Below are 23,571 nucleotides of genomic sequence, written 5' to 3' on the forward strand. Positions count from 1 at the left end.
AAGCGCTTGCACTCTACTGGGCAGTAACCAGTTCCGGCTACCGAAACAGGGTTTGAAGTGCTCCCTCCACCCCGTCTACGGTTGAGCGCGGCCGAAGGACAGCACGCTTTCCATCGGCCAGGCAGGCCCTACCCAGGCCTGGAACCCCCACAACACAACGGCGTCCCGGATGACGCCAGAGGTGTTGCCGGGGCCGCGGTTGGTTTCGGGGTCATGGGCACTCGCCCGCCTTCCACGAATAGTTACAACTCCGCGAGAAGAGCAAGACATGCACAAGCACCCCCAACACCGGCTGCTGCGGTGGCGCACCGGCGCCGCGGCGCTGGCGGCAACCCTGGCTGCCTCGGCCTTCCTGGCCGTCCCCGCGGCACAGGCCAACGAGCCTTCCGACCCGCCTGCCGTCCAGCAGATGCCGGCCCCCGCCCCGGGCTTCCCCCTGCCCACGCAACACACGCAGCAGGCCTTCGACCCGGCGTCGGACTTCACCTCCAAGTGGACCCGCGCAGACGCACGCCAGATCATGGCGCAGAGCGACTCCACGGTCTCCCCGGGCGCCAACTCCATGAGCCCGGACGTCACCATGCCGGAAATCCCGCAGGACTTCCCCGCCATGAACGACGACGTCTGGGTCTGGGACACCTGGTCCCTGACGGACGAAAACGCCAACCAGATCAGCTACAAGGGCTGGGACGTCATCTTCTCCCTGGTCGCTGACCGGCACGCCGGATACGGCTTCGACCAGCGCCACTGGAACGCCCGGATCGGCTACTTCTTCCGGAAGACCAACGCGGACCCGGCCAAGGACAAGTGGAAATACGGTGGACACCTGTTCCTGGACAACACCTCCATCGGCAACACCGAATGGTCCGGTTCCACGCGCCTGATGCAGGGCAACCACGTGAACGTCTTCTACACGGCCACTACCTTCTACGATGTGGCTGAGCGGAACGCCGGCGGCGGTGGAATTGCCCCGGACGCTGTGATTGCCAAGGCGCTGGGAAACATTCATGCCGACCAGAACGGCGTCACGTTTGACGGGTTCCAGCACACCAAGCTGCTGGAACCGGACGGAAAGATGTACCAGACCAAGGCGCAGAACGCCGGATTCGCATTCCGCGACCCCTACACGTTCGTGGACCCGGCCAACCCCGGGAAGACGTACATGGTGTTCGAAGGCAACACAGCAGCAAAGCGCGGCGACTACCAGTGCAAGGCCGAGGACCTGGGCTACCGGCCCGGTGACCCCCATGCGGAGAGCGTTACCGACGTCCAGAACAGCGGTGCCTACTTCCAGACAGCCAACGTGGGGCTGGCAGTGGCGGACAACAAGGACCTGACCAAGTGGTCCTTCCTTCCGCCCATCCTTTCCGGCAACTGCGTGAACGACCAGACCGAGCGTCCGCAGATCTTCATCCAGAATGAAAACGGCAAGAACAAGTACTACCTGTTCACCATCAGCCACCAGTTCACCTACGCTGCGGGCATGCGCGGTCCCGACGGCGTGTACGGCTTCGTGGGCGACGGCATCCGCTCGGACTACCAGCCGATGAACAACAGCGGCCTGGCCTTAGGTTCGCCCACGGACCTGAACCTTCCGTCCGAGTCCCCGGAGGCACCCACCCCGAACCAGAACGGCCGGCAGTTCCAGGCATATTCGCACTATGTGCAGCCCGGCGGCCTGGTGCAGTCCTTCATCGACAACGTCAACGGCGTCCGTGGCGGCTCCCTGTCACCGACGGTGAAGATCAACTTCCGCAACGGTGTGTCCCAGGTGGACAGGAACTTTGGCCGGAACGGCCTGGGCCCGTTCGGCTACCTGCCCACCAATGTGAGGGTTGGCGGCGAAGGCCTCTACAAGTAGGTCCTCACGCACCAGCGGCTGGTCGCCGCACGTGAACCAGGCGGGGAGCCCCCACGGGATTCCCGCCTGGTTCCTTTTAACCCGGCACGGAAATCCCCGGCACGGAACGCCTTCTGCGGTGCGGCCCGCGCGGGGGTTTTCCAGCACATGTGCCGCAGCCTGGTTATAGGGTGGAACCAACAGAAGGGGGAGTGCCTGATGGAATACCAGAACCCGCACCCCGTGGTGCCAAGCCGTCCTGCCGCCAGTCCGGCTCCTGGTCCGGGACGGACCGTAATTTCCGAGACCGCCGTGGCAAAAGTCGCGGGGATCGCCGCGCGGTCGGTCCCCGGCGTCTACTCCCTGGGTTCGGGCCCGTCCCGTGCCCTGGGCGCCATCCGTGACGCAGTCGGAAGTTCCGATCATGCCGCCGGCGTCCACGCGGAAGTGGGCGAAACACAGGTAGCCGTGGATATCACCCTGGTGGCCAGCTACGGAACGCCCCTGCATGCACTGGCCAATGACGTCCGGGCCGCCGTTTACCGCGCGGTCGAAGAACTCGTGGGGCTGCAGGTCATCGAGGTGAATGTCGAAATCACGGACGTCTACGTGCCGCCGCCCGTCAAGACAACCGCGCCGGTTGCTCCCGAACGGGAGGCGCTGCTGTGAACCTCACCGTGGCAGGCACGGCCATGGGCGCCTTCGTGGCATTCATGTCCCTGCAGTTCGGCCTGTGGGGCTTTCTCGTTTCCCTTTTGTTCATGGCCATCGGGGCGCTCCTGGGCCGTGCCGCCGAAGGAAAGCTGGACCTGCGCGGCATATTCGACGCCATCACCGGCCGGCGCTCCTCCTCATGAGCTCGCCCGCGCCCGTTGTGCGTGGGCAGGCGCTCAGCGGCCATAACCGGATCAGCACCCAGGCGCTGACCAGCCTTGCCAAGGCAGCTGCGGCGCAGGCGCTGGGGGTCGACGCCCAGGACGTGCGCGCGGACTGGACGGACGACGACGGCCTGCTGGCCTTGTCCCTCGTCACCCCCATCAGCATCCCGCCTTTGCAGTCCGTGGTGCTGGACCCTGCCAGGGTCGAGATCGCGGGCGGATCCATCTGGGACCGCACGGTGAAGGCCAAGGAAAGCATCCTGGCAAGGGTCTCGGAACTGAGCGGCTCGCAGTTGAGCCGGGTGGACATCCGAGTCAGCGGGGCAAAGATCAGCAGAGGAGGGCGGGTACGGTGAGCAGCAGGGTGGAAAGCCGCCGGGCCAACAGCGGATCCCGGAGAAACAACGGCCCGGACATGGGCAGGGTGGTTTACCGCGAAACCCATTCCTCCAGGGCCGTGGTCTCGGTCGTGGGCGCCGTCCTGGTCCTGGTGCTGGCCGGCTACGGCGTCCTCGAGTCCGGAGTGCATGCCGTGGGGCAGCCGGCCTGGTTGATCGAGCCGCAGGTGGCTGCCCAGCGCATCGTCGACCTGCCTGCCGGAATCCCCCCGCTGCTGCTGGCAGCGATCGGTGCTGTGCTGGCGATGCTGGGACTGGTTTTCCTGCTCAACGGAATCCTTCCCGGGAAACGTGCCCGCCATCTCCTGGCCGGCGCCCCGGGCGAGGGACTTCCGGCCGTGGTGGTGGATGACGAGGTCGTCGCATCCTCGATCGCCCGGCGCGCGCGGCTGGCGGCCAATGTCACCCCCGACCAGGTCATGGTGGTCGTCTCCCAGCGCCAGGTGCTGGTGAACGTCCGGCCAACCTCCGGTGTGCCCGTGGACCCGGACCGTGTCCTTGAGGCCGTGCGGGACGAGCTGGACCAGATGCTGCTGGAGCCGGCGCCGGTTCCGCGCATCAATGTGACCCCGTCCGGGGTGATCGGAGCATGAACAGCACCCCGGCACTGCTCAACCGCATCCTGCTCACCGTGCTGGGCCTGATCCTGCTGGGCACCGGACTCCTCCTGGTGCTGCTGGCAACCGTGCCCCCGGTGGGCTCCTGGTGGCATTCCTGGTCCGCCGGAGCATGGGACGGTGTCAGCCGGCTGTTCGAGTCCGCCCGGTTCCCGGGCCGGCCGGAGAGCTGGCTGTGGATCGTCGTGGCGCTGGCGCTCCTGGCACTGATGGGGCTCATGGTTGCCTGGATCGCCCAGCAAGGCAAGGGCCGGTCAAACCTGCTGGCCGCGGAATACGATCCCGGAGAGACTCCCGGCGACGTCCGGATCGGCGGCGGGGTGGCCGAGCAGGCCCTCCGGCAGGCCCTTGAAGGACGGCCGGACCTGGCAGGCGCCACCGTCACCACCTACGACGTGAAGGGTTCCCCGGCGTTGAAGGTCCGGCTCCTGCCACGCCAAGGGGTGGCCCCGCACCTCCTCGCAGCCGAGGTCTCCGGGCTCCTGAATGCCCTGGAGTCTGTTGTGGGCAAGGAGATTCCCGTCCTCATCCACATCGGGGCCGGGGCGCGGACACGCTTCAGCCGGGCAGAGCGCGTCCGCTGAACTGCCTCTGCGTGGGCAGCCCGGGCACCCTGCTGCTACCGGCCGCCCAGAAGGTACACGGTGCTGTCCACGGGCACCTCCCGCATCCCGGCCCATTCATCGACCGGCTCGGGACCGCTTGAGAGCACCACGGTGTAGCCCTCCGGCACAGGGGCGGAGGCGAAGCCCAGGTTGGACAGGACCACCACATCCCCGTTCCGGAACGCCAGCAGTCCGCTGTCCGGCGCGTGTTCATCAGTCCATTCCACGCTGCCGCTGCCCAGCTGCTGTGCTGACCTGAAGGCCAGGGCTGCCCGGTACAGCTCAAGGGTTGAGCCCTCCTCGCCATCCTGCTGGTCGGCGGCCAAGGGGCCAAAGCTTTCCGGCTGGGAAAGCCAGGGCCCGGACGCCTTGGCGGAGAGTGCCCCGGAGAATCCGAACCCGGGCTGGTCCTGGGCCCACGGCAGCGGGACACGGCAGCCGTCACGCCCGATTTCAGCCCCATGCGTCCGGAAGAACGTGGGGTCCTGCCTGGCGGAGTCGGGAAGCGCAGTGTGCTCGGGAAGCCCCAGTTCCTCTCCCTGGTAGAGGTAGGCGGAACCAGGCAGTGCCAGCTCAACCAACGTGGCGGCACGGGCGCGGGCAAGGCCCAGTGCTGGGTCGGGCTGTTCGTCGGCGGGGCCGATGCCTTTCGGAAACGTCGTGGGATCCTTGAGTCCAAACCGGGTGGTGTGCCGTACGGTGTCGTGGTTGCTGAGCACCCACGTACACGGGGCCCCCACTGATGCTGCCGCTGCCAGGGATGCGTCGATGGCGTCCGCCATCCGTTCGGCATCCCACCCCGCCAGCAGGAAATCGAAGTTGAAGGCCTGCTGCATTTCGTCCGGCCGGACATAGCGGGCCAGGCGCTCGGCCGGCTCCACCCAGGCCTCGGCCACCATCATGCGGTCCCCGCCGTATCCGGCCAGGACGTGGTTCCAGTCCCGGTAGATGGCGTGGACCCCGTCCTGGTCGAAGAAGGGCGACGGCGGATACATGGGGGACACTGCCCTGTGGGGTTCCTCGGCATCGGTGTGGGCGTGCGGAGCGTCACCGGGCAGGTGGCTTTCCCGGTGGGGAGCGGAGGTTCCCTCCACCATGACTGCAACGCCATCCCAATCCGGAAGCCCTGCCTCCTTCACCAATCCGTGGGCGACGTCCACCCGGAAGCCGTCGGCGCCGCGGTCCAGCCAGAAGCGCAGCACTGAACGCATCTCCTCCTGGACTTCCGGGTTGTCCCAGTTCAGGTCCGGTTGCCGGGTGTCAAAGAGGTGGAGGTACCACTGGCCCGGTGTCCCGTCGGCTTCATTCACGCGGCTCCAGGCCGGCCCGCCAAAGATGGATTTCCAGTTGTTGGGAGCCCGGTTGCCGTCGCCGGATCCTGGCACGTCGTCCTTGCCGTCCCTGAAGATATACCGGTCCCGTGCAGGAGTTCCCGGGGCGGACGCCAGCGCCTCCTGGAACCATGCATGTTCATCCGAGGTGTGGTTGGGAACCAGGTCCACGATGACCTTCAGGCCGAGGCGGTGGGCTTCCTGCAACATGGCGTCAAAGTCAGCCAGCGAGCCGAAGAGGGGGTCCACCTGGCGGTAGTCCGCCACGTCGTAACCGCCGTCTGCCTGGGGCGACTTGTAGAAGGGTGACAGCCAGATTGCGTCCACCCCGAGGGCCTGAAGGTAGGGAAGCCTTCCCGTGACGCCGCCCAGGTCGCCCATCCCGTCGCCGTTGCCATCGGCGAACGAACGGGGGTAGATCTGGTAGACCACGGCGTCGGCCCACCACGCGTGGGAGGCTGGACGCGGCGCGGGAACGGACGGATCTGTCATTTGGTTCCCCTCTGATAACTTTTTGATGTAAACGCTTGCATTGCAGACAGCAACCTTACTAGTGTGATGGTCACCACATCAACCTCACCTAGCAAGCGCACTGTCGACTTACTTGTCACTCAGCGAGGAGCTTCAAGCTAATGAAAACCCCGAGATTCCTGCTTCCGGCTGCCACTGCCGGCATTCTGGCCCTTACGTTGTCCGCCTGCGGCGGCGGAGGTGGAGGGGGCACCACGGGCGGTGGGGGCAGCGACGCTGACGCCAACCTCGACGGCCGCGGCCCCATCACGTATGTACAGGGCAAGGACAACAGCAACGTTGTCCGCCCCCTGGTCGATAAGTGGAATGCGGCCCACCCGAACGAAAAGGTCACCTTCAAGGAACAGACCGACCAGGCCGACCAGCAGCACGATGACATCGTCCAGCACTTCCAGGCCAAGCAGTCCGATTACGACGTTGTGGATGTGGACGTTGTCTGGACCGCGGAATTCGCAGCCAAGGGCTGGCTGCAGCCGCTGAAGGACAAGATGGCGATCGACACCAGCGCCATGCTCAAGCCCACCGTGGACAGCGCAACGTACAAGGGCACCCTGTACGCGGCTCCGCAGACCTCTGACGGTGGCATCCTGTACTACCGCAAGGACCTGGTTCCCACCCCGCCCAAGACCTGGGACGAGATGATGAGCATGTGCTCCATCGCCAAGCAGAACAACATCGGCTGCTACGCAGGCCAGTTCAGCAAGTACGAGGGCCTCACGGTGAATGCTTCCGAGGCCATCAACTCGGCCGGCGGCTCGGTCCTCAACAAGGAAGGCAAGCCCGACCTGAACACCTCCGAGGCCAAGGCCGGCCTGGGGAACCTGGCGAAGGCCTACGCTGACGGCAACATTCCCAAGGAAGCCATCACCTACAAGGAAGAGGACAGCCGCCAGGCGTTCCAGAGCGGCAAGCTCATGTTCCTGCGCAACTGGCCCTACGCATTCAACCTGATCACCACTGAAGGCTCGTCGGCTGTGAAGGACAAGACCGGCCTGGCTGCCCTGCCGGGCAAGGACGGCCCCGGTGCCTCCTCCCTTGGCGGCCACAACCTCGCCGTCAGTGTCTACTCCAAGAACAAGGCCACCGCGCTGGACTTCCTGAAGTTCATGACTTCGGCCGAAACCGAGAAGTTCTACGCTACGCAGGGCTCCCTGGCCCCGGTGCTTGGTTCGCTGTATGAGGACCAGGAACTGGTTGCCAAGCTGCCCTACCTGCCGGTCCTGAAGACGTCCATCGAAAACGCTGTGCCGCGTCCGGTGACGCCTTTCTACCCGGCTGTCACCAAGGCAATCCAAGAGAACGCCTACTCCGCAATCAAGGGAGAAAAGTCCGTGGAAACCGCACTCTCTGACATGCAGAAGTCCATCGAATCCGCCGGTGCGGGATCGTAGTTCTGCCATGGCAACCGAACTAGGCCCGACGCCGGTCAAGTCACCGGCGTCGGGCGGTACCCCCGTCCATCACGCGCCCAAGGGCGTGGGGGAGGACAACAGGATTGCAAGCCAGGGGCGCTGGGCCTCCTGGCTCCTCGCCCCCACCATCATCGCCCTCGCCGTGGTGATCGTTTACCCGATCATCAGCGCCATTGTTATGTCCTTCCAAAAGGATGCCGGCCTGGATCCGGCCACGGGCCTCTTCACCGCAGGCGGCCCGGCGGGTATTCAGAACTACGTCAACTGGCTGGCGCAGCAGTGTTCGGCACCGGACGGCGGAACCGTAGCCTGCCCGCCGGGCACCCTGGGTGGGCAGTTCTGGTCCGCTACAGCCACCACGTTCTTCTTCACGGTAGTGACTGTGGCGTTCGAAACTGTCCTGGGTTTCTGGATGGCCATGATCATGGCGCGTACGTTCCGCGGACGCAGCCTGGTCCGCGCCGCCGTGCTGGTGCCCTGGGCCATCCCTACTGCTGTGACGGCCAAGCTCTGGTTCTTCATTTTCGCTTTCGAGGGCATCGCCAACAAGCTGTTCAATACCACCATCCTGTGGACAGGCAGCGAGTGGCCGGCCAAGTGGGCCGTGATCATTGCCGACGTCTGGAAGACCACGCCGTTCATGGCGCTGCTGATCCTTGCCGGCCTGCAGATGATTCCGGCGGAAGTTTATGAGGCAGCCAAGGTGGACGGCGCCACTGCCTGGCAGCGGTTCCGCCTGATCACCCTTCCGCTGGTCAAGCCGGCGCTGATGGTGGCAGTCCTGTTCCGTACGCTGGACGCGCTGCGCATGTTCGACCTGCCGTACATCCTCACCGGCGGTGCGAACAACACCACCACTTTGTCCATCCTGGTGATCAACCAGATCAGGCAAGGCTTCAACTCGGCGGCCGCACTGTCCACCATCACGTTCATCATCATCTTCCTCGTCGCCTTCATCTTTGTCCGCTTCCTCGGGGCAAACGTGGTTGAGCAGAGCGGTGCCACAGGAAAGGGGAAGAAATGACCACGGCAACAGCAGACGCCACCGCCCTGCGGGCACGCCAGGACAAAGGCCGTAAGGCTGCCCAGAACCGGGAAAAGTGGGCCCAGGGCAGGACCTATGTCAGTGCCATCGTCATTTTGATCTGGTGCCTGGCGCCGGCGTACTGGATGGTGGTGACCGCTTTCCGTGAGGTGGGGTTCACCTACGACACGTCCATCCTGCCCACCCACGTCACCTTGGACAACTTCAAGACCGCCTTCGATACGTCCTTTGGCAACAGGTTCGGCCAGGCACTGTTGAACAGTGTGTTCATCGGCGGCGTGGTGACGATCGTTTCCTTGCTCATTGGTGTGTTCGCCGCCTACGCACTTGCCCGGCTGAACTTCAAGGGCAAGTTCCTGGTACTCGGCTTCATCCTGGGCGCCTCCATGTTCCCCGGCGTTGCCCTGATCACCCCGCTCTTCCAGCTGTTCACCAATATCGGCTGGATGGGTACGTACCAGGCACTGATTATCCCGAACATCTCCTTCGTGCTCCCGCTGACGGTCTACACCATGACCTCGTTCTTCCGGGAAATGCCCTGGGAGCTTGAGGAATCGGCACGCGTGGACGGCTGCACCCAGGGACAGGCTTTCCGCAAGGTCATCATGCCCCTGGCTGCACCGGCAATCTTCACCACGGCAATCCTGGCGTTCATTTCCTCGTGGAATGAGTTCCTGATTGCCAGCCAGCTGTCCAGCGACGCAACCCAGCCGGTGACGGTGGCCATCGCCAACTTCGCCGGCGCACAGCCCAACCAGATCCCGTACACGGCCATCATGGCCGCAGGCACCATTGTCACCATTCCGCTGGTGATCCTGGTGCTGGTCTTCCAGCGCAAGATTGTCGCCGGCCTCACGGCAGGTGCAGTCAAGTGACGGACAACGGTTCCCGCCCCCGCACACCGGGGGCGGGAAACCGCAGCCGGTTGGTCCGCTCGGGCGAGGACTTCGACATCATCATTGGCTTCCTCGCATTCTGGGCCCTGGTCCTCCTGGTGGTCACTGTGTGGATGGAAGTTACTGCCCAGCCTGCCCTTGGATGGGCGCTGGGACTGCTGGCAACTTTGCTGGCCCTGTATGGCATGGTCCGGCTCCGCCGGAAACTCCCGGCCCGCAGGTAGGAATGCGGACGGCGCCGGGCCGCCGCCGTGATGGTGGTGCATGCGCGGCCACCGGGCCGGTTAACACTGCCTGCCCGCGGAGTGGAAAAATACAGGGCCGGGGTAAACGCAGGGCCGGCCGGCCCTACGCCGCAAAGGAGTTAAAGAGGGGACACGGTGGCACGGACAACGGAAAGGTCCCAGCGGGGCGGCCATAACGGCGTCAGCATCGAGGACGTGGCGGCTGCCGCCGGAGTCTCAACCGCCACAGTCTCCCGGGCAGTCCGCGGATTGCCGCGGGTTTCGCCGGCCACCAGGAAAAAAATCCTGGAAGTGGCAGGGGACCTGGGCTATGTCGCTTCATCTTCGGCCTCCGGCCTGGCCACCGGACGCACCAAGACCATTGGTGTCCTGGCCCCGTTCGTCAGCCGGTGGTTCTTCTCCAAGGCCATCGAGGGCGCCGACCGGGAACTGCATGCCCGCCACTACAATCTTTCGCTGTTCAACCTTGGCGGCCATGGCAGCAACCGGGAACGGCTTTTCAGCAAGACCATGGTCTACAAGCAGATCGACGCGCTGCTGGTCCTGTGTATGGCGCTCAGCCACGAAGAGATCGAGCACCTGCAGAAGATCGATATTCCGCTGATTGTGGTGGGAGGGCACGTTGAGGAATGCCCGTACATCGGCATTGACGATTATGCTGCCGCGTCCACCGCGGTCCGGCACCTGATCGACCTCGGACACCGGGACATTGCCCTGTTGCATGGCGACGACGAGACCGACTTGAATTTCGACGTCCCCCGGGTGCGCATCCTGGCGTTCAAGGACGTGATGGCGGCCGCCGGCCTGCCGACCCGGCCGGAATGGGATGAGTGGGGGGACTTCACCGTCCGCAGCGGCCAGGAAGCCTTGCGCCGGCTGTGGTCCCGGCCGGGGCAGAAGCCCACCGCCATCTTTTGCGCCTCGGATGAAATGGCCATGGGGGTCATTTTTGAGGCCAACCGCATGGGCGTCAGCGTCCCCGGCGAACTGTCCGTGGTGGGCATCGACAACCACGACTTTGCCGATGCCATAGGCCTGACCACCGTGGGGCAACGCCCGGACGAGCAGGCCGAACTGGCCACCAAGATGCTGCTGGACGAGCTGGATGGCGAGGCCGGTGCGGTCCGTTCCGCCGTCGCCCCCCACGAACTGATCATTCGGCGCACCACTGCGCCTCCCCAAAACCCCTAACAGCAGGAAACCGGGGACCGTTACGACGCGCGGGCCAGCTGCCGGATGGGAATCCAGCGCGAGGCCAGCCGCCGGTAGGCCGCGGCGGCGCCCGTCATGTCACCCTCGGCCAGGCATTCGATGCCCAGCCTGATGTCCATGGGGGATTCGTCCGGGTACACCTTGTCCGCCACGGCACCGTAGTCCAGCTCCACCATGGAATTCACGTGGAACAGCTCAAGCCATTCCGTCAGCTGCGCCAGGTCATCGAGCATATCCAGGTCCGGGGCGGCGAGGGCCAGGTTGGCCACCGCGTAGCGGGCCCGCTCCAGTGCGTCGGTGATGGGCGCCCAGACGCGGACGGTGAGGATGCGCCCCGCGGCTTCCACCACATCCTTGCGGTCGGATTCCATGAACAATGAGAACCAGCTGAACGGAATGCCCCAGGTTGACGCCCGGGTGTGGACGCGGACGGAACCGTCACGGGCCTTCACCAGGTCGATCCGCTCCTGGTGCCGGTCCCGCTGCTCCTCCGGAATCAGCAGTTCGGCCAGCGGGCCGTGGATTCCCTCCATCAGGGCGTTCGCAGCCAGACCGGCGCGCAGGACAAGCTGGCTGGGGCAATACAGGAGGACTGGCTCAGTGCCGGCGTCAGCACCGTCGTCGGCCGTTCCGCTTTCCGGCGCCGTGGTGACGCGCACCAGGTCGGTCCGGCCCGTGGGGAACGGATCGCCGCCCGTGCGGGTGATACGTCCCAGCGACGCCAGCAGTTCCGCATTTTCGACGGCGGCGCGGGACATGGCCTGCGCGCCGGCGGCCTTGATGGCCGGGCGTTGTTCCTCCGGAAAGGCTTCCAGAGGTTCGTAGACGCGCAGGGTGGAGGAAAATGGCAGGCCGGCCTGGCCCCGGTAGAGGTTCCCCGTCATCACGGTCTCCTTGGAAGGGTCCAGGGTGCAGTCATCAGTCCGCCAGTTCCACCAGCACGGGAGCGTGGTCAGAGGCGCCCTTGCCCTTGCGTTCCTCGCGGTCGATCGAGGCGCCGGTGACGCGGGCCGCCAGCGCGGGGGAGGCCAGGACGAAGTCGATCCGCATGCCCTCTTTCTTGGGGAACCGCAGCTGGGTGTAGTCCCAGTAGGTGTAGACGCCCGGGCCGGGGGTGTAGGGGCGCACCACGTCGGTGTAGCCGGCCGCCTCGAACGCGTGGAACGCCTCCCGCTCCGGAGGGCTGACGTGCGTGGACCGGTTGGCGATGAACAGGTCGATGTCCCAGACGTCGTCGTCAAAAGGCGCGATGTTCCAGTCACCCATCAAGGCCACCTGCGCCTGCGGGTTGTCCGTGACCAGGGCCTGGGCGTGCGTCTTGAGGCTTTCCAGCCACTTGAGCTTGTACGGCATGTGTTCGTCGTCCAGGGAGCGGCCGTTGGGGACGTAGAGGCTCCAGACACGGATGCCGCCGCACGTGGCAGCCATGGCCCGGGCTTCCTGGACGGGATCCTTGCCGGCCTTGCCGAACGAGGGCTGGTCCAGGAACGTCCGTTCCACGTCCTCAAGCCCCACCCGGGAGGCGATGGCCACGCCGTTCCACTGGTTCACCCCGAAGTGGGCCACCTCGTAGCCCATCCGTTCAAAGAGTTCCCACGGAAAGTTGTCGTCCTTGCACTTTGTCTCCTGGATGGCCAGGACGTCGCAGTCGCTGCGCTGGAGCCAGGCTTCAACGCGGTCGGCGCGGGCACGGAGCGAGTTCACATTCCAGGTAGCTATCTTCACGGTTCCTAACTTACCTTGGCAGCCGTGCGGCAGGTAAAGCCCTCGAAGGGCCCCGCCCGCGGCGCGGGCACGGTTGGTCCCGGGCAGCAGGCGGCGGGTATATTCGCACCAGAATGACCTGGATCACACGTCCGGCCACCATGCGAAGGAGCACCAGCCGATGACGGCAGCTACGGGCAACATCACGGACAGCACGGCAGGGAACGGAACCGCGGAAGTGCTTTTTGACCGCCGAGGCCAGCTCGGCGTGATCACCCTCAACAGGCCACGGGCGGTCAATGCGCTCACCGCCGGAATGGTGGACCTGCTCCTGCGGCAGCTCACCGCATGGGCAGGGAACGACGGCGTGGCGGCCGTCCTGGTGCAGGGCGCCGGGGAGCGGGGCCTGTGCGCGGGCGGAGACATCGTGGCCATCTACAAGGACATGCTGCACGGCGGAGACCGGACCGCCGGCTTCTGGCAGACCGAGTACCGCGTGAACTCGCTCATTGCCCGGTACCCAAAGCCCTATGTTGCCCTCATGGACGGCCTGGTCCTTGGCGGCGGCGTGGGTGTCTCGGCGCATGGGAATGTCCGCGTGGTCACCGAGCGGACCAGAATGGGGATGCCGGAAACAACCATCGGGTTCGCCCCCGACGTCGGCGGCACCTTCCTGCTGTCCCGCGCGCCGGGCCAAACGGGAACCCACGCGGCCCTGACCGGGGCACACCTTGACGCCGGCGATGCCTTGTTCCTGGGCCTTGCCGACCATTACGTCCCGTCACACGCGCTGCCCCGGCTGGTGGCGGCGCTGGAGGACGAAAGCCCGGAAGCCGCCGTCGCCCGCTGCGCCGAACAGCCTCCGGCCTCAGCCCTGTCCGGGCAGCGGGACTGGATCGATGCCTGCTACGCCAGCGACGATGCCGGGGAAATTGTTGCCCGGCTCCGGGCCTGGACCGGGCCTGGCCGGGAAGATGCCACGGAAGCGGCGGACACCATCGAAGCCAAGTCGCCCACCTCGGTCAAGGTCACCCTGGCGTCCCTGCGCCGGGCCGCCAACCTGACCCTTGATGAGGCCCTGGCCCAGGAATACCGGGTAGGAATCCGCCTCCTGGCCGGACCTGATTTCCGCGAGGGAATCCGCGCCCAGGTAGTGGACAAGGACAGGAACCCGCAGTGGAAACCGGCCACGCTGGCCGAGGTGCTGCCCGCGCAGGTGGACAGGTTCTTCCAGCCGCTGGACGGCGGGGAACTGGACCTGCAGCCCGGGCCGGACCTGGACGTGAAGGAGGCGGACCATGCCTGAAACGGGCGCTGTGGCCTTTCTGGGCCTTGGACACATGGGCGGTCCCATGGCCCTGAACCTGATCCGTGCCGGTTACCGCGTGACCGGGTTCGACGTGGTGCCGGCAGCCGTGGAGGCTGCCCGGGCACAGGGTGTTCCGATGGCAACCAGCGCGGTGGATGCGCTGGCGGGCGCCGACGTGGTGCTGACCATGTTTCCCAGCGGCCGGCACGTCCTGGACGCCTACCGGGGCGGCGCTGGACATTCTGGACAACCGGAGGAACCAGGGCTGCTGGCTGCCGCGCGGCCCGGGACCATGTTCCTGGACTGCTCAACCATCAATGTGGAAGAGGCGCGGGAAGCCGCGCGCCTGGCCACCGAAGCGGGCCACCGTTCCGTTGACGCCCCCGTTTCCGGTGGCGTGGTGGGAGCGGAGGCAGGCACCCTGACCTTCATGGCCGGCGGTGAAGCGGAGGACTTCGAGGCAGTGCGGCCGCTCCTGGAGGTGATGGGCAAGCGGGCGGTGCACTGTGGTGCCCACGGAGCGGGACAGGCCGCCAAAATCTGCAACAACATGATCCTGGGCGTCTCGATGATCGCGGTCAGCGAGGCCTTCGTGCTGGGGGAAAAGCTGGGCCTGACCCACCAGGCCCTGTTCGACGTCGCCTCCGCCGCGTCAGGGCAGTGCTGGGCGCTGACCACCAACTGCCCTGTGCCCGGGCCGGTCCCCACCAGCCCCGCCAACAGGGACTACCAGCCGGGCTTCGCCTCGGCCCTCATGGCCAAGGACCTCAACCTGGCCGTCAACGCGCTCGGCAGTACCGGGGTGGCAGGGCAGATGGGAGCGCTCGCCGCCCGGATCTACGATAGGTTTGCCGCGGAGGGCGGCGCGGGCCGCGACTTCTCCGCCATCATCACCGAAATCCGCGGCGCCTCGGAGCGGCAGGCCGGGGACGGTCCCGCAGGGGAGCACAGCGGCACGGAGTTGCCGGACCAGCGCAGGGCCACAACAGCACACGACGACGGGAGTCCCGAATGACGGAGTACGCCAACATCCTGGTGGAGCAGCAGGGCAGGGTAGGGCTGGTGACCCTCAACAGGCCCTCGGCACTGAACGCACTGAACAAGGCCACCATGGAAGAGCTGGTGGCCGCCGTCACCGCCATGGATTCCGATCCCGGGGTCGGTGCCGTCGTGATCACCGGCTCCGGCAAGGCCTTCGCTGCGGGCGCCGACATCAAGGAAATGGCGGACCAGGGCTACATGGACATGTACGTGGCGGACTGGTTCCGGGGCTGGGAAGACTTCACCCGCCTGCGGATCCCCACCATCGCCGCGGTATCCGGCTTTGCCCTGGGCGGCGGCTGCGAACTGGCCATGATGTGCGACCTGATCATCGCGGGGGACAACGCCAAGTTCGGGCAGCCGGAAATCAACCTGGGCGTGCTCCCGGGCATGGGCGGCTCGCAGCGCCTCACGCGGGCCGTGGGCAAGGCCAAGGCCATGGACATGATCCTCACCGGCCGGTTCATCGACGCTGAGGAAGCAGAGCGGTGCGGGCTGGTCTCCCGGGTGGTTCCGGCGGCAGACGTGGTGTCCGAGGCACTCAAGGCAGCCGGGGTGATCGCCGCGAAGTCAAAGCCTGCGGCGATGGCAGCGAAGGAAGCCGTGAATGCTGCCTTCGAAACCGGGTTGGCCCAGGGGGTGGTGTTTGAACGGCGGCTCTTCCACTCCCTGTTCGCCACGGAGGACCAGAAGGAAGGCATGGCGGCGTTCACCGGGAAGCGCCAGCCGGAATTCAAGCACCGCTAGTCCGGGCCCTTGCATGCCCTGACGGGCGGGGCCGGCACGGCATGCGTCCGCCGGTCCCCGTAAGGTAGGGAGTACGGGCCAGCACGCGGCCACGGCATGCAGCGGAACGGGGTAAGCGTATGTGGACGATGATGACCGGTGCAGCCAGTCCCACCGAGGGACTTACGGGAATCGTGGGCTTTGCCGCGAGGTCCATCGACGCCCTGGGGGAGTGGGGCGTGGGGGCGTTTACCCTCGCGGAGACTGTGGTGCCGCCTATCCCCAGCGAGGTGATCCTCCCGCTTGCGGGGTATCTTGCCAAGCAGGGCTCCCTGAATCTCTTCCTCGTCTTTGCCACGAGTACCCTTGGTGCGTATTTGGGGGCGTTGTTGCTCTACCTGCTGGGGGCCAAGTTAGGGCTGGACCGGTCCATCCGGGGGTTGTCCAAGCTGCCACTGGTGGACCGGGAAGACTTCGAGCACGCGGCGGGCTGGTTCCGGCGGCACGGCAGGTCGTCCATTTTCTTCGGCCGCCTGCTGCCCGGGGTCCGCAGCCTGATCTCCCTGCCGGCGGGCGCGGCGGCCATGCCGCTGGGAACATTCACCCTCTTCACCCTTGCCGGCAGCGGGCTGTGGAACGGTGCCCTCATTGGGCTGGGCTATCTCCTGGGCACCCAGTACCGGCTCATAGAGGAGTACTCCAGGTTCCTGAACTACGCGGTCTATGGCGCATTGGCCGTTGCGGTGGTGCTGCTCGTCCTCCGGCGGACCAAGCGGGCCAGGGCCCAACGGGTGGACGTAGGCCGCTGAGGCAGCCTCCCGGTGCCCTAGAGGTACTTCTCCGCGAAGCTGTGCAGGGCGGCCCGGACGAAGCGTGCCCCCTCCGGGCCGCCGTAGTTGGCGGCGAAACGGGGGTCTTCCACGTACATGTCCGCCAGCCCGGTGACGTATCTCCTGATATCCCCGCCGCTTTGGGCCGCAGGTGTTCCGGGGATGGACTTCAGCCATGCCACGTGCCGCCCTGCCAGCTCCCGCGCTTCCGGCCCGTCGGCAGCAAGCCTGGCTCCCGCAGCCGCCGTCCAGTCCCGGGCAAGGCCCTCTGCCATGGACTTCCACTCCCGCTTTTCCGCTGCCGCCATTCCGCGCCACCATGAGTCGGATGTGGCGTAGGCGTCCTTGCCCCAGCGCTCCTCGACTTCATCCTTGTATTCGGTGTGGTCGAAGCCCTGGAACATGTTCTCTGCCATCAGCTGGCCTCCTGCCTTTACTGTTTCGATTGTTTGCCGGACTGATTCGGCCTGCAGGGCCAGCCGCTCCTGCTCCCGGCCGAGCCAGTCGAGATGGCGGCTGAGTGCCGCCACGGGATCCGCCCGGCGCTGGAGGAGCTCCCCGATCGCCGGCAGGCCCAGGCCCAGTTCCCGCAGCAAAAGGATGCGCTGGAGCTGGAGGAGGGCGGCGCCGTCGTAATACCGGTAGCCGTTGTGGCCCACCCGGCTGGGCGTCAGGAGGCCAATCTCGTCATAGTGCCGGAGCGTGCGGCTGGTGGTGCCGGCGATCCTGGCCACGTCCTGGATGGACCAGTCCCTGCCGCCGGCGTCGGGGAAATCCTGCATGCTCCGAGCCTAGGCATTGACGCTGCGTCAAGGTCAAGGTCAAGGTCAAGGTCAAGGGCGGCTGACCGTCACCCAACCCGCCGGCCGTGGGGCCTGCGGCGCCTGGCCTGGGCCACCAAGCGCGTGAAGGCGAAAACAAAGATGGCCTCGATGAGCAGCATGAGGCCCAGCAGCAGCCACTGCTGCCGGCTGATGAAGACGACGCATCCGGTCAGGGCCAGGATGGTCCCCAAGGCCAGCGCGTAGACGGCGAAGCCGACGGCGACCCGGGCGCTGCGGACCCCCGTCCGGAAACCGAAGCCGTGCGGCTCCCCGCCGGGCTGTCCGGGGACACGGTCCGGTGCTGCGGGGCCAAGGGAGTCAAACTCCTCCCAGGGATCCCTGTCCTGGTCCTGTCCGGTCATGAATCAATTATCCCAAATACGGAAACCCAGAGACGCTGCGCACAAAAACAGCGGTTCCTCCAACCTGGGTTGGAGGAACCGCTGGATGGGGTCCCGGCGTATACCGGAGGCCGCCGAAGACTTAGAGCGGGCGGATGTTCTCTGCCTGCGGGCCCTTGGGACCCTGGGTCACATCGAATTCGACCTTCTGGTTCTCGTCCAGTGAGCGGTAGCCGCTGCTGGCGATTGCCGAGTAGTGGGCGAATACGTCAGCGGACCCGTCATCGGGGGCAATGAAGCCAAAACCCTTTTCGGCGTTGAACCATTTAACTGTGCCTGTTGCCATGGCTGCATTCCTTCATGTGACTCTGATTCTCTCCCCGGGGAACGTCCCGGAGTGTGCGGGAGTTAGTCCCCCACAGACCCCAACGTACGGGGCTCAGGCTCTGGGTGCAAGGGTAGGCGCCATAAAGTGCCGTCAGCGCATGCCTTCGCGGCGGATCGCGGTGGCGATGGCGGCCGCCCTGGTGTCCACGCCGAGCTTGGCATAGATGTGCGCCAAATGGGTTTTGACCGTGGCCTCGGAGATAAAGAGTCGCCGGCCGAGTTCGCGGTTGCTGAGGCCCTCGGTGAGGAGGCCCAACAGCTCGGCCTCCCGTGGCGTCAGGACTTCGTCGGGATTGCGGAGCTGCTGGAACAACCGGGATGCCACCGGCGGGCTCATCACGCTCCTGCCCACGGCCGCACCCCTGATGGCCGCAAAAATCTCCTCCGGGGCAGCGTCCTTCAACAGGTAGCCCATGGCGCCGGCATCCACGGCGCGGACGATATCGGCATCGGAGTCGTACGTGGTGAACACCAGGATGGCCTGCCGGCCGTTGAGGTCCCTGATCCGCCTGATGGCTTCGAGCCCATCCATGCCCGGCCCCATGGCAAGGTCCATCACCACCACCGAGGGGGAGAGAGCCTGGGCCAGGTGCAGGGCATCCTCGCCGGATGCGGCTTCGGCCACCACCTCGATATCCGGCTCCGTGCTGAGCAGTGCACGCAGTCCGCTCCTGACCACCAGGTGGTCGTCCACCAGCAGGACGGTGATGCCGTTCATCTGCCTGCCTCCACCGGCAGCTGCGCCGCCACGATTGTTCCGTCGCCGGGGGCGCTCTGCACGGAGAATGTTCCGCCCAGCTGCTCCACCCGCTGCCGCATGGCCCGCAGCCCATAGCCTCCCGCGTGCGACGGCGGAGCTGCCGCCGCCGGATCGAAGCCGTCGCCGTCGTCGTAAATGTCCAAAGTCACGGCGTCCGGCAGGAAGCCCAGGGTTACCGTGGCCGCCGACGCGGCCGCGTGGAGCAGGATGTTCGACGCAGCGCTTTGCACTACGCGCAGCAGGGCGTGGCGAACGTCAGCGGAGACCGGCCGCAGCTCACCAGTCACCAGCAGCGTGGTCCCGGGAACGTACTGGCAGGCGGTGGCCAGCAGTGCCTCCGGCAATGGAACCGATTCCAAACCGGGCGAGGCCAGCTCATGGACCAGGCTCCGGGTCTCCGCCAGGTTCGCGCGGAGCAGGCTGGTGGCCTGGAGAAGGCCGTCACGGGCTGCTGCACTGGGCCATCCGCGGCCGGCGGCCTCGAGCAGGAGCAGGCTGCTGGCGAGGCCCTGGGTGACAGTGTCGTGGATTTCCCGCGACACCCGCTCCCGTTCGGCAATGGTGCCCGCCCGGCGCTCACTGGCGGCCAGCTGGCCCTGGGCCAGGGAAATGTCCGCATGCAGGCGGCGCTGCTCCTCGGCGTCGTGCTGTATCCGGTCGTAAATCAGTGTCAGCATGGCGCCCACGGCCAAGGGCCCCAAAAACATGGCCAGGTCGGTGCCGTTGCCCAGCCGGAACAGGCCGGCGGCGGTGGCGAGTGTGATGGCGCCCGCCAGGACGTAGGACGCGGCACCGCGCAGGGCGCTCCTGCAGAGGAAGAAAAGAGCGAAGGAACACCACGCGAAACTCGGCGCAGCCACGACCAGGACCGCCCAGACAGTCACCAGGGCCACCATCCACGGGGTTCCGGGGCGGTCCTGCACCGAGAGCAGGGCCACGACGGCGTAGAGCACGCAGGCGGCAGCGGCGAGTCCCAGGACCAGGAGATTGTCGGCCGGGGTATGCCGCATGACGTACCGCACCACCGAGGCCACCAGGAGGACGGCGAAGCCCAGGTGGACGGCTGCCTCGATGCTGCCCGGCCGGCCTTTGGCGCTGGGAGGCACGGGACGGCGGGAGCACGCGGCGCCCTGACCGGCGACGGCTTGGGCTGGCCCGGTGTGCTGGGGGGTGTCTCTGGCGGGCATGCTGGATCCGGATCTGGTGGCGGGAAGTGCTGCCTTCCATGCTAGGGCTCACCGGTTGTCCGGTGCCTCAGCCTTTTGGCTGATACGGCTGGCCTTTCGTCGGAGCCGGGACCAGACGAAGGCCCGATGGCAGGGCCGGTGTTTCCCGGAAACATGGAAAGCGGCAACACGATCCCTCCCTGACCTAAGGAAATACCTTGAAGAAGTCCACCAAAGCCCTCGCCGCTGCCGCAGCCGGAGCCCTCCTGATAACTGCCGGAGCAACGGCTGCCGCCAACGCCGGTACCGCGGGCACTACGGAAGCACCCGTCGTCGTACCCGCCGTTGATGTCCAGCCGGCTCCGGAAACCGTGGTGCAGCAAAACCGCATAGCAGCCGGCGCCTCCGCCCAGGCCGTCGCTGCTGCGCTCGCAAAGTGCCAGGCCGACAAGCTGCCGTTCGTCACGGTGGCCCTCGTTGACCGCTTTGGTACGGTCCAGGCTTTGCTCCGGGGTGACAACGCCGCCGCCCACACCATCGAAGCGGCAAAGCAGAAGGCCTATACGGCAGCCGCGTTCGGTGCCCCTACCAGCGAGTTGTCCAAGGGGGTCAACGGCAACGGTCCCTCAATCGCGGACCTGCCGGGCACCCTGTTCCTCGCAGGCGGTGTCCCACTGAAGGTCAACGGTGTCTCCGTGGCCGGCATCGGCGTCGGCGGGGCCCCCGACGGCGCCCTGGACGAAGCCTGCGCGGCGGCCGGCGCGGAAGCCATCGCCGGCGCTGCGAAATAGGCAGGACGCATGAGGCCTGGCAGCACTGCAGCACTCATGACCGTGGCCGCGCTGGGGTTGCTCCTTGCCGCGTGCCAGGCCAGTCCCGGCCAGCCGCAGGGAGTGGATACCCCACCATCCGCTGCCTCGGTCAGTCCCGGCGCCGGTGCCGGGACCCCGACGCCACCTTCCACTGCGTCCCCACCCGCACTGTCTCCCGCGGACCAGGCACAGCTGGACCAGGACCTCATTGCAGCCGCCAAAGCCAACAACGCCCCGTTGGTGGCCGAACTCATCCGCCGGGGTGGCGATGTCAACGCCAAAGACCCGATCCAGGACTCCGCGTTCCTGTACGCCGGGGCGCAGGGGCTCAACGAGGTACTGCAGCTGACGCTGGCCGCCGGCGCGGACGTCACCAGCATCAACCGCTACGGCGGGACGGCGTTGATCCCGGCCAGCGAGCACGGACACGTGGAAACGGTGAAGGTCCTCATTGCGGCGGGAGTTCCTGTCAACCATGTCAACAACCTTGGCTGGACCGCCATGCAGGAGGCCATCCTGCTCAACAACGGCGGGCCGCGCCAGCAGGAGGTGGTGCGGCTGCTGCTGGCGGCCGGCGCAGACCCCGGAATCCGCGACCCGGAAGGCCGGACGGCGCTGCAGAACGCTGAGCGGCTCGGTTTTTCGGAGATTGCCGCCGCGATCCGGGGCCGGGGTTAGCCCGTCGGCGTGCCGAGCCGCCGAGCCTGCCCACCTTTGCCTGATAACGACGGCGGCGCCCCGCACTTTCGGTGCGACGCGCCGCCGTCGGGCTTGGAAGCCGGGGAAATTCAGCAGTCCCTCAGCTCAGACGGCCTCAAGCACGCTGACATAGTTCGCGATGCCCACGCCGCCCATGTTCTGCACAGCCGCCCGCCGTGGCGCCCGGAGCTGCATGTCGCCCGCAGTACCGGTGAGCTGCATGGCGGCGATGACGTGCTGCGAAACGCCGGTGGCACCCACCGGGTGGCCCTTGGCCTTGAGGCCGCCGGAGACGTTGATGGGAAGCTTGCCGTCCTTGAAGACCCAGCCTTCCTTCACCGCCGTGGCACCCTGGCCGGGTTCGGCCAGGCCGATGGCCTCGTACATGAGCAGCTCCGCGATGGTGAAGCAGTCATGCACCTCCGCGAAGTCCAGGTCCGCCAGGCCGACGCCGGCCATCGCCATGGCGCGCTGCCAGGAAGCGCGGGTGGCTGCGAAAGCGGTGGGGTCCCGGCGCTCGGCGGGGAAAAAGTCGTTGGCCTGGCCGAAGCCCGCGAGCCGGACCGGGGCGGTGGTGCCGCCGGTGGGGGAGACGGACAGCACGACGGCGGCCGCCCCGTCGGAAACCGGTGAACAGTCAGTGCGCCGCAGCGGGTCCGCCACCATGGGGTTCTTGTCCGAGACAGTCCGGCAGAACTCCTCCCCAAGATCCTTGCGGAGCTGGGCGTAGGGGTTGTCGACGCCGTTGCGGTGGTTCTTCGCCGCGATGCTGCCCAGCACATCGGAAACGGGTCCGTACCGCTTTTCGTAGTGCTTCGCGACCTCGGCGAAAAGACCGGTGAAGCCGGTGGTGGAGGGCTTGCCGGCCATGTCATAGTCAGCGCCGAGCAGGGCGGCACCCACCACGTCTGCACCGGCGTGGGTCATCTTCTCGGCGCCGATCACCAAGACCGTCTTCGCGGTGCCGGCCAGCAGTGACTTGGTGCCCTGCTGGAAAGCGGCCGACCCGGAGGCGCAGGCGTTTTCCACCCGTGTGGAGGGGACGTTGGCCAGTGCCGGGGAGACCTGCAGGGCCAGTGAGGACGGGAAAGCCAGCGGCATCATGCCCGAATTGAACTGGCCCACGTAGATCTCGTCGATCTGCCCGGGGTCGATTCCGGCATTGCCGATCGCTTCGGTGGCCACCTGGACGATCAGGGACTCGAGGGTCTCCTCCGTCAGCTTGCCGAACCGGCTGTGTCCCCAGCCGGTGAGCAGGACGTCCTTCCCGAACTGTTCCTTCAGGCTCATGCCACCACTTCCTTGGTCTCAAGCCGGATGTCGAATCCGGCCTCGGTCTTCTCACGGATCTCCTCTTCGGTGACCCCCGGTGCCAGGCGGGTCAGCGTGAGCTGCCGCCCGCCGTCGTCCGTTTTGTAAAGGTCAAAGACGGCGAGGTCGCTGATGATCCGGTCCACGCAGCTGAGCCCGGTCAGCGGCAGCGTGCACTCGCGCACAATCTTTGCGGTGCCGTCCTTGGCGTTGTGCTCGGTGAGGACCACCACGCGCGGCGTTCCGGCCACCAGGTCCATGGCGCCGCCCATGCCCTTGACCATCTTGCCCGGGATGGTCCAGTTGGCCAGGTCGCCATTGCCGGAGACCTGCATGGCGCCCAGGATGGCCACCTTGACGTGCCCGCCGCGGATCATGCCGAAGGAGGTGGCGGAGTCGAAGATGCTGCCGCCGGGCAGGACCGTCACGGTCTGTTTGCCGGCGTTGATCAGGTCCGCGTCCTCTTCGCCCTCAAAGGGGAACGGGCCCATGCCCAGCAGGCCGTTTTCGCTCTGCAGGACCACCCGCACGCCCTCGGGCAGGTTGTTGGCCACCAGCGTGGGGATGCCGATCCCCAGGTTCACGTAGTCGCCGTCGTTCAGTTCCTCGGCCGCGATGGCAGCCATTTCATCCCTGGTCCATCCCATGGGG

Annotated in this window: 27 protein-coding genes; 17 read left to right on the top strand and 10 right to left on the bottom strand. The window is 66.5% G+C overall.

The window, feature by feature from the left end; translation table 11 throughout:
- Nucleotides 1-268: 268 nt before the first annotated feature.
- The 6 genes from VIK36_RS02745 to VIK36_RS02770 all read left to right on the top strand — a co-directional run bounded on the left by VIK36_RS02745 (nt 269) and on the right by VIK36_RS02770 (nt 4,317).
- Complete coding sequence (locus tag VIK36_RS02745) at nt 269-1,861, top strand: glycoside hydrolase family 68 protein (protein WP_324643985.1); 1,593 nt, start codon at nt 269-271, stop codon at nt 1,859-1,861.
- A 198-nt stretch (nt 1,862-2,059) separates the two neighbouring features.
- Nucleotides 2,060-2,509 carry an Asp23/Gls24 family envelope stress response protein gene (locus tag VIK36_RS02750; protein WP_255174277.1) on the top strand — a complete coding sequence of 150 codons (450 nt, stop codon included), beginning with the start codon at nt 2,060-2,062 and terminating at the stop codon, nt 2,507-2,509.
- Complete coding sequence (locus VIK36_RS02755) at nt 2,506-2,697, top strand: hypothetical protein (RefSeq protein ID WP_159633655.1); 192 nt, start codon at nt 2,506-2,508, stop codon at nt 2,695-2,697. The genes VIK36_RS02750 and VIK36_RS02755 overlap by 4 nt, the downstream gene beginning before the upstream one ends.
- The gene (locus VIK36_RS02760) at nt 2,694-3,074 is read left to right on the top strand and encodes a hypothetical protein (protein WP_255174278.1); all 381 of its coding nucleotides are present in this window, start codon (nt 2,694-2,696) and stop codon (nt 3,072-3,074) included. Before VIK36_RS02755 ends, VIK36_RS02760 begins: the two co-directional genes overlap by 4 nt.
- Nucleotides 3,071-3,709, top strand: a complete 639-nt coding sequence (locus tag VIK36_RS02765; protein ID WP_324643986.1) for a hypothetical protein — start codon at nt 3,071-3,073, stop codon at nt 3,707-3,709. The genes VIK36_RS02760 and VIK36_RS02765 overlap by 4 nt, the downstream gene beginning before the upstream one ends.
- Nucleotides 3,706-4,317 carry a hypothetical protein gene (locus tag VIK36_RS02770; protein ID WP_255174279.1) on the top strand — a complete coding sequence of 204 codons (612 nt, stop codon included), beginning with the start codon at nt 3,706-3,708 and terminating at the stop codon, nt 4,315-4,317. The genes VIK36_RS02765 and VIK36_RS02770 overlap by 4 nt, the downstream gene beginning before the upstream one ends.
- Before the next feature lie 35 nt (nt 4,318-4,352).
- Here VIK36_RS02770 and VIK36_RS02775 read toward each other — a convergent pair whose 3' ends face one another.
- Nucleotides 4,353-6,161 (bottom strand): glycoside hydrolase family 13 protein, encoded by a 1,809-nt coding sequence (locus VIK36_RS02775; RefSeq protein WP_324643987.1) that lies wholly within the window; start codon nt 6,159-6,161, stop codon nt 4,353-4,355.
- 140 nt (nt 6,162-6,301) lie between these two features.
- Between VIK36_RS02775 and VIK36_RS02780 the strand changes: the two genes are divergently transcribed.
- The 5 genes from VIK36_RS02780 (at nt 6,302) to VIK36_RS02800 (ending at nt 10,989) form a co-directional block, all read left to right on the top strand.
- Complete coding sequence (locus VIK36_RS02780; protein ID WP_255174281.1) at nt 6,302-7,591, top strand: ABC transporter substrate-binding protein; 1,290 nt, start codon at nt 6,302-6,304, stop codon at nt 7,589-7,591.
- A 7-nt stretch (nt 7,592-7,598) separates the two neighbouring features.
- On the top strand, nt 7,599-8,636 hold the full coding sequence (locus VIK36_RS02785) for a sugar ABC transporter permease (RefSeq protein WP_324643988.1): 1,038 nt from the start codon (nt 7,599-7,601) through the stop codon (nt 8,634-8,636).
- Complete coding sequence (locus tag VIK36_RS02790; RefSeq protein ID WP_255174283.1) at nt 8,633-9,532, top strand: carbohydrate ABC transporter permease; 900 nt, start codon at nt 8,633-8,635, stop codon at nt 9,530-9,532. The genes VIK36_RS02785 and VIK36_RS02790 overlap by 4 nt, the downstream gene beginning before the upstream one ends.
- Nucleotides 9,529-9,777: a hypothetical protein gene (locus VIK36_RS02795; RefSeq protein WP_236800876.1), complete on the top strand. Its 249-nt coding sequence runs from the start codon at nt 9,529-9,531 to the stop codon at nt 9,775-9,777. The genes VIK36_RS02790 and VIK36_RS02795 overlap by 4 nt, the downstream gene beginning before the upstream one ends.
- 156 nt (nt 9,778-9,933) lie before the next feature.
- Nucleotides 9,934-10,989, top strand: coding sequence for a LacI family DNA-binding transcriptional regulator (locus VIK36_RS02800; RefSeq protein ID WP_324643989.1), 1,056 nt, complete (start codon nt 9,934-9,936; stop codon nt 10,987-10,989).
- A 20-nt stretch (nt 10,990-11,009) separates the two neighbouring features.
- Here VIK36_RS02800 and VIK36_RS02805 read toward each other — a convergent pair whose 3' ends face one another.
- Both VIK36_RS02805 and VIK36_RS02810 read right to left on the bottom strand, forming a co-directional pair.
- On the bottom strand, nt 11,010-11,894 hold the full coding sequence (locus VIK36_RS02805) for a hypothetical protein (protein ID WP_255174285.1): 885 nt from the start codon (nt 11,892-11,894) through the stop codon (nt 11,010-11,012).
- 34 nt (nt 11,895-11,928) lie between these two features.
- The gene (locus VIK36_RS02810) at nt 11,929-12,735 is read right to left on the bottom strand and encodes an exodeoxyribonuclease III (protein WP_324643990.1); all 807 of its coding nucleotides are present in this window, start codon (nt 12,733-12,735) and stop codon (nt 11,929-11,931) included.
- Nucleotides 12,736-12,895: 160 nt separating this feature from the next.
- Between VIK36_RS02810 and VIK36_RS02815 the strand changes: the two genes are divergently transcribed.
- From VIK36_RS02815 to VIK36_RS02830, 4 genes are all read left to right on the top strand, one after another.
- Nucleotides 12,896-14,020 carry an enoyl-CoA hydratase/isomerase family protein gene (locus tag VIK36_RS02815; protein WP_255174287.1) on the top strand — a complete coding sequence of 375 codons (1,125 nt, stop codon included), beginning with the start codon at nt 12,896-12,898 and terminating at the stop codon, nt 14,018-14,020.
- Nucleotides 14,013-15,038 (top strand): 3-hydroxyisobutyrate dehydrogenase, encoded by a 1,026-nt coding sequence (gene mmsB, locus VIK36_RS02820; protein ID WP_324643991.1) that lies wholly within the window; start codon nt 14,013-14,015, stop codon nt 15,036-15,038. The genes VIK36_RS02815 and mmsB overlap by 8 nt, the downstream gene beginning before the upstream one ends.
- Nucleotides 15,035-15,811 carry an enoyl-CoA hydratase gene (locus tag VIK36_RS02825; RefSeq protein ID WP_255174289.1) on the top strand — a complete coding sequence of 259 codons (777 nt, stop codon included), beginning with the start codon at nt 15,035-15,037 and terminating at the stop codon, nt 15,809-15,811. Before mmsB ends, VIK36_RS02825 begins: the two co-directional genes overlap by 4 nt.
- A gap of 119 nt (nt 15,812-15,930) precedes the next feature.
- A complete protein-coding gene (locus VIK36_RS02830) occupies nt 15,931-16,599 on the top strand; it encodes a DedA family protein (RefSeq protein ID WP_255174290.1) in 669 nt (222 codons plus the stop codon).
- Nucleotides 16,600-16,616: 17 nt separating this feature from the next.
- On the opposite strand, the gene VIK36_RS02835 is transcribed toward VIK36_RS02830, so the two are convergent.
- From VIK36_RS02835 to VIK36_RS02855, 5 genes are all read right to left on the bottom strand, one after another.
- Complete coding sequence (locus tag VIK36_RS02835; protein WP_255174291.1) at nt 16,617-17,402, bottom strand: MerR family transcriptional regulator; 786 nt, start codon at nt 17,400-17,402, stop codon at nt 16,617-16,619.
- A 68-nt stretch (nt 17,403-17,470) separates the two neighbouring features.
- Nucleotides 17,471-17,806, bottom strand: a complete 336-nt coding sequence (locus VIK36_RS02840) for a hypothetical protein (RefSeq protein ID WP_224024689.1) — start codon at nt 17,804-17,806, stop codon at nt 17,471-17,473.
- 121 nt (nt 17,807-17,927) lie between these two features.
- Nucleotides 17,928-18,131, bottom strand: a complete 204-nt coding sequence (locus VIK36_RS02845) for a cold-shock protein (RefSeq protein WP_013599688.1) — start codon at nt 18,129-18,131, stop codon at nt 17,928-17,930.
- 132 nt (nt 18,132-18,263) lie between these two features.
- Nucleotides 18,264-18,890, bottom strand: coding sequence for a response regulator (locus VIK36_RS02850; RefSeq protein WP_255174292.1), 627 nt, complete (start codon nt 18,888-18,890; stop codon nt 18,264-18,266).
- Nucleotides 18,887-20,119 carry a sensor histidine kinase gene (locus VIK36_RS02855; RefSeq protein ID WP_324643992.1) on the bottom strand — a complete coding sequence of 411 codons (1,233 nt, stop codon included), beginning with the start codon at nt 20,117-20,119 and terminating at the stop codon, nt 18,887-18,889. Before VIK36_RS02855 ends, VIK36_RS02850 begins: the two co-directional genes overlap by 4 nt.
- 197 nt (nt 20,120-20,316) lie before the next feature.
- On the opposite strand from VIK36_RS02855, the gene VIK36_RS02860 reads away from it, so the two are divergent.
- Both VIK36_RS02860 and VIK36_RS02865 read left to right on the top strand, forming a co-directional pair.
- Nucleotides 20,317-20,889, top strand: a complete 573-nt coding sequence (locus VIK36_RS02860; RefSeq protein ID WP_324643993.1) for a heme-binding protein — start codon at nt 20,317-20,319, stop codon at nt 20,887-20,889.
- 9 nt (nt 20,890-20,898) lie between these two features.
- Nucleotides 20,899-21,588 carry an ankyrin repeat domain-containing protein gene (locus VIK36_RS02865; protein ID WP_324643994.1) on the top strand — a complete coding sequence of 230 codons (690 nt, stop codon included), beginning with the start codon at nt 20,899-20,901 and terminating at the stop codon, nt 21,586-21,588.
- A gap of 126 nt (nt 21,589-21,714) precedes the next feature.
- On the opposite strand, the gene VIK36_RS02870 is transcribed toward VIK36_RS02865, so the two are convergent.
- A complete protein-coding gene (locus VIK36_RS02870; protein WP_324643995.1) occupies nt 21,715-22,899 on the bottom strand; it encodes an acetyl-CoA acetyltransferase in 1,185 nt (394 codons plus the stop codon).
- The gene (locus VIK36_RS02875) at nt 22,896-23,567 is read right to left on the bottom strand and encodes a CoA transferase subunit B (RefSeq protein ID WP_324643996.1); all 672 of its coding nucleotides are present in this window, start codon (nt 23,565-23,567) and stop codon (nt 22,896-22,898) included. Before VIK36_RS02875 ends, VIK36_RS02870 begins: the two co-directional genes overlap by 4 nt.
- Between the last annotated feature and the right edge of the window lie 4 nt (nt 23,568-23,571).

This window comes from Pseudarthrobacter sp. LT1 (genome assembly GCF_035621795.1).
Lineage (GTDB): Bacteria > Actinomycetota > Actinomycetes > Actinomycetales > Micrococcaceae > Arthrobacter.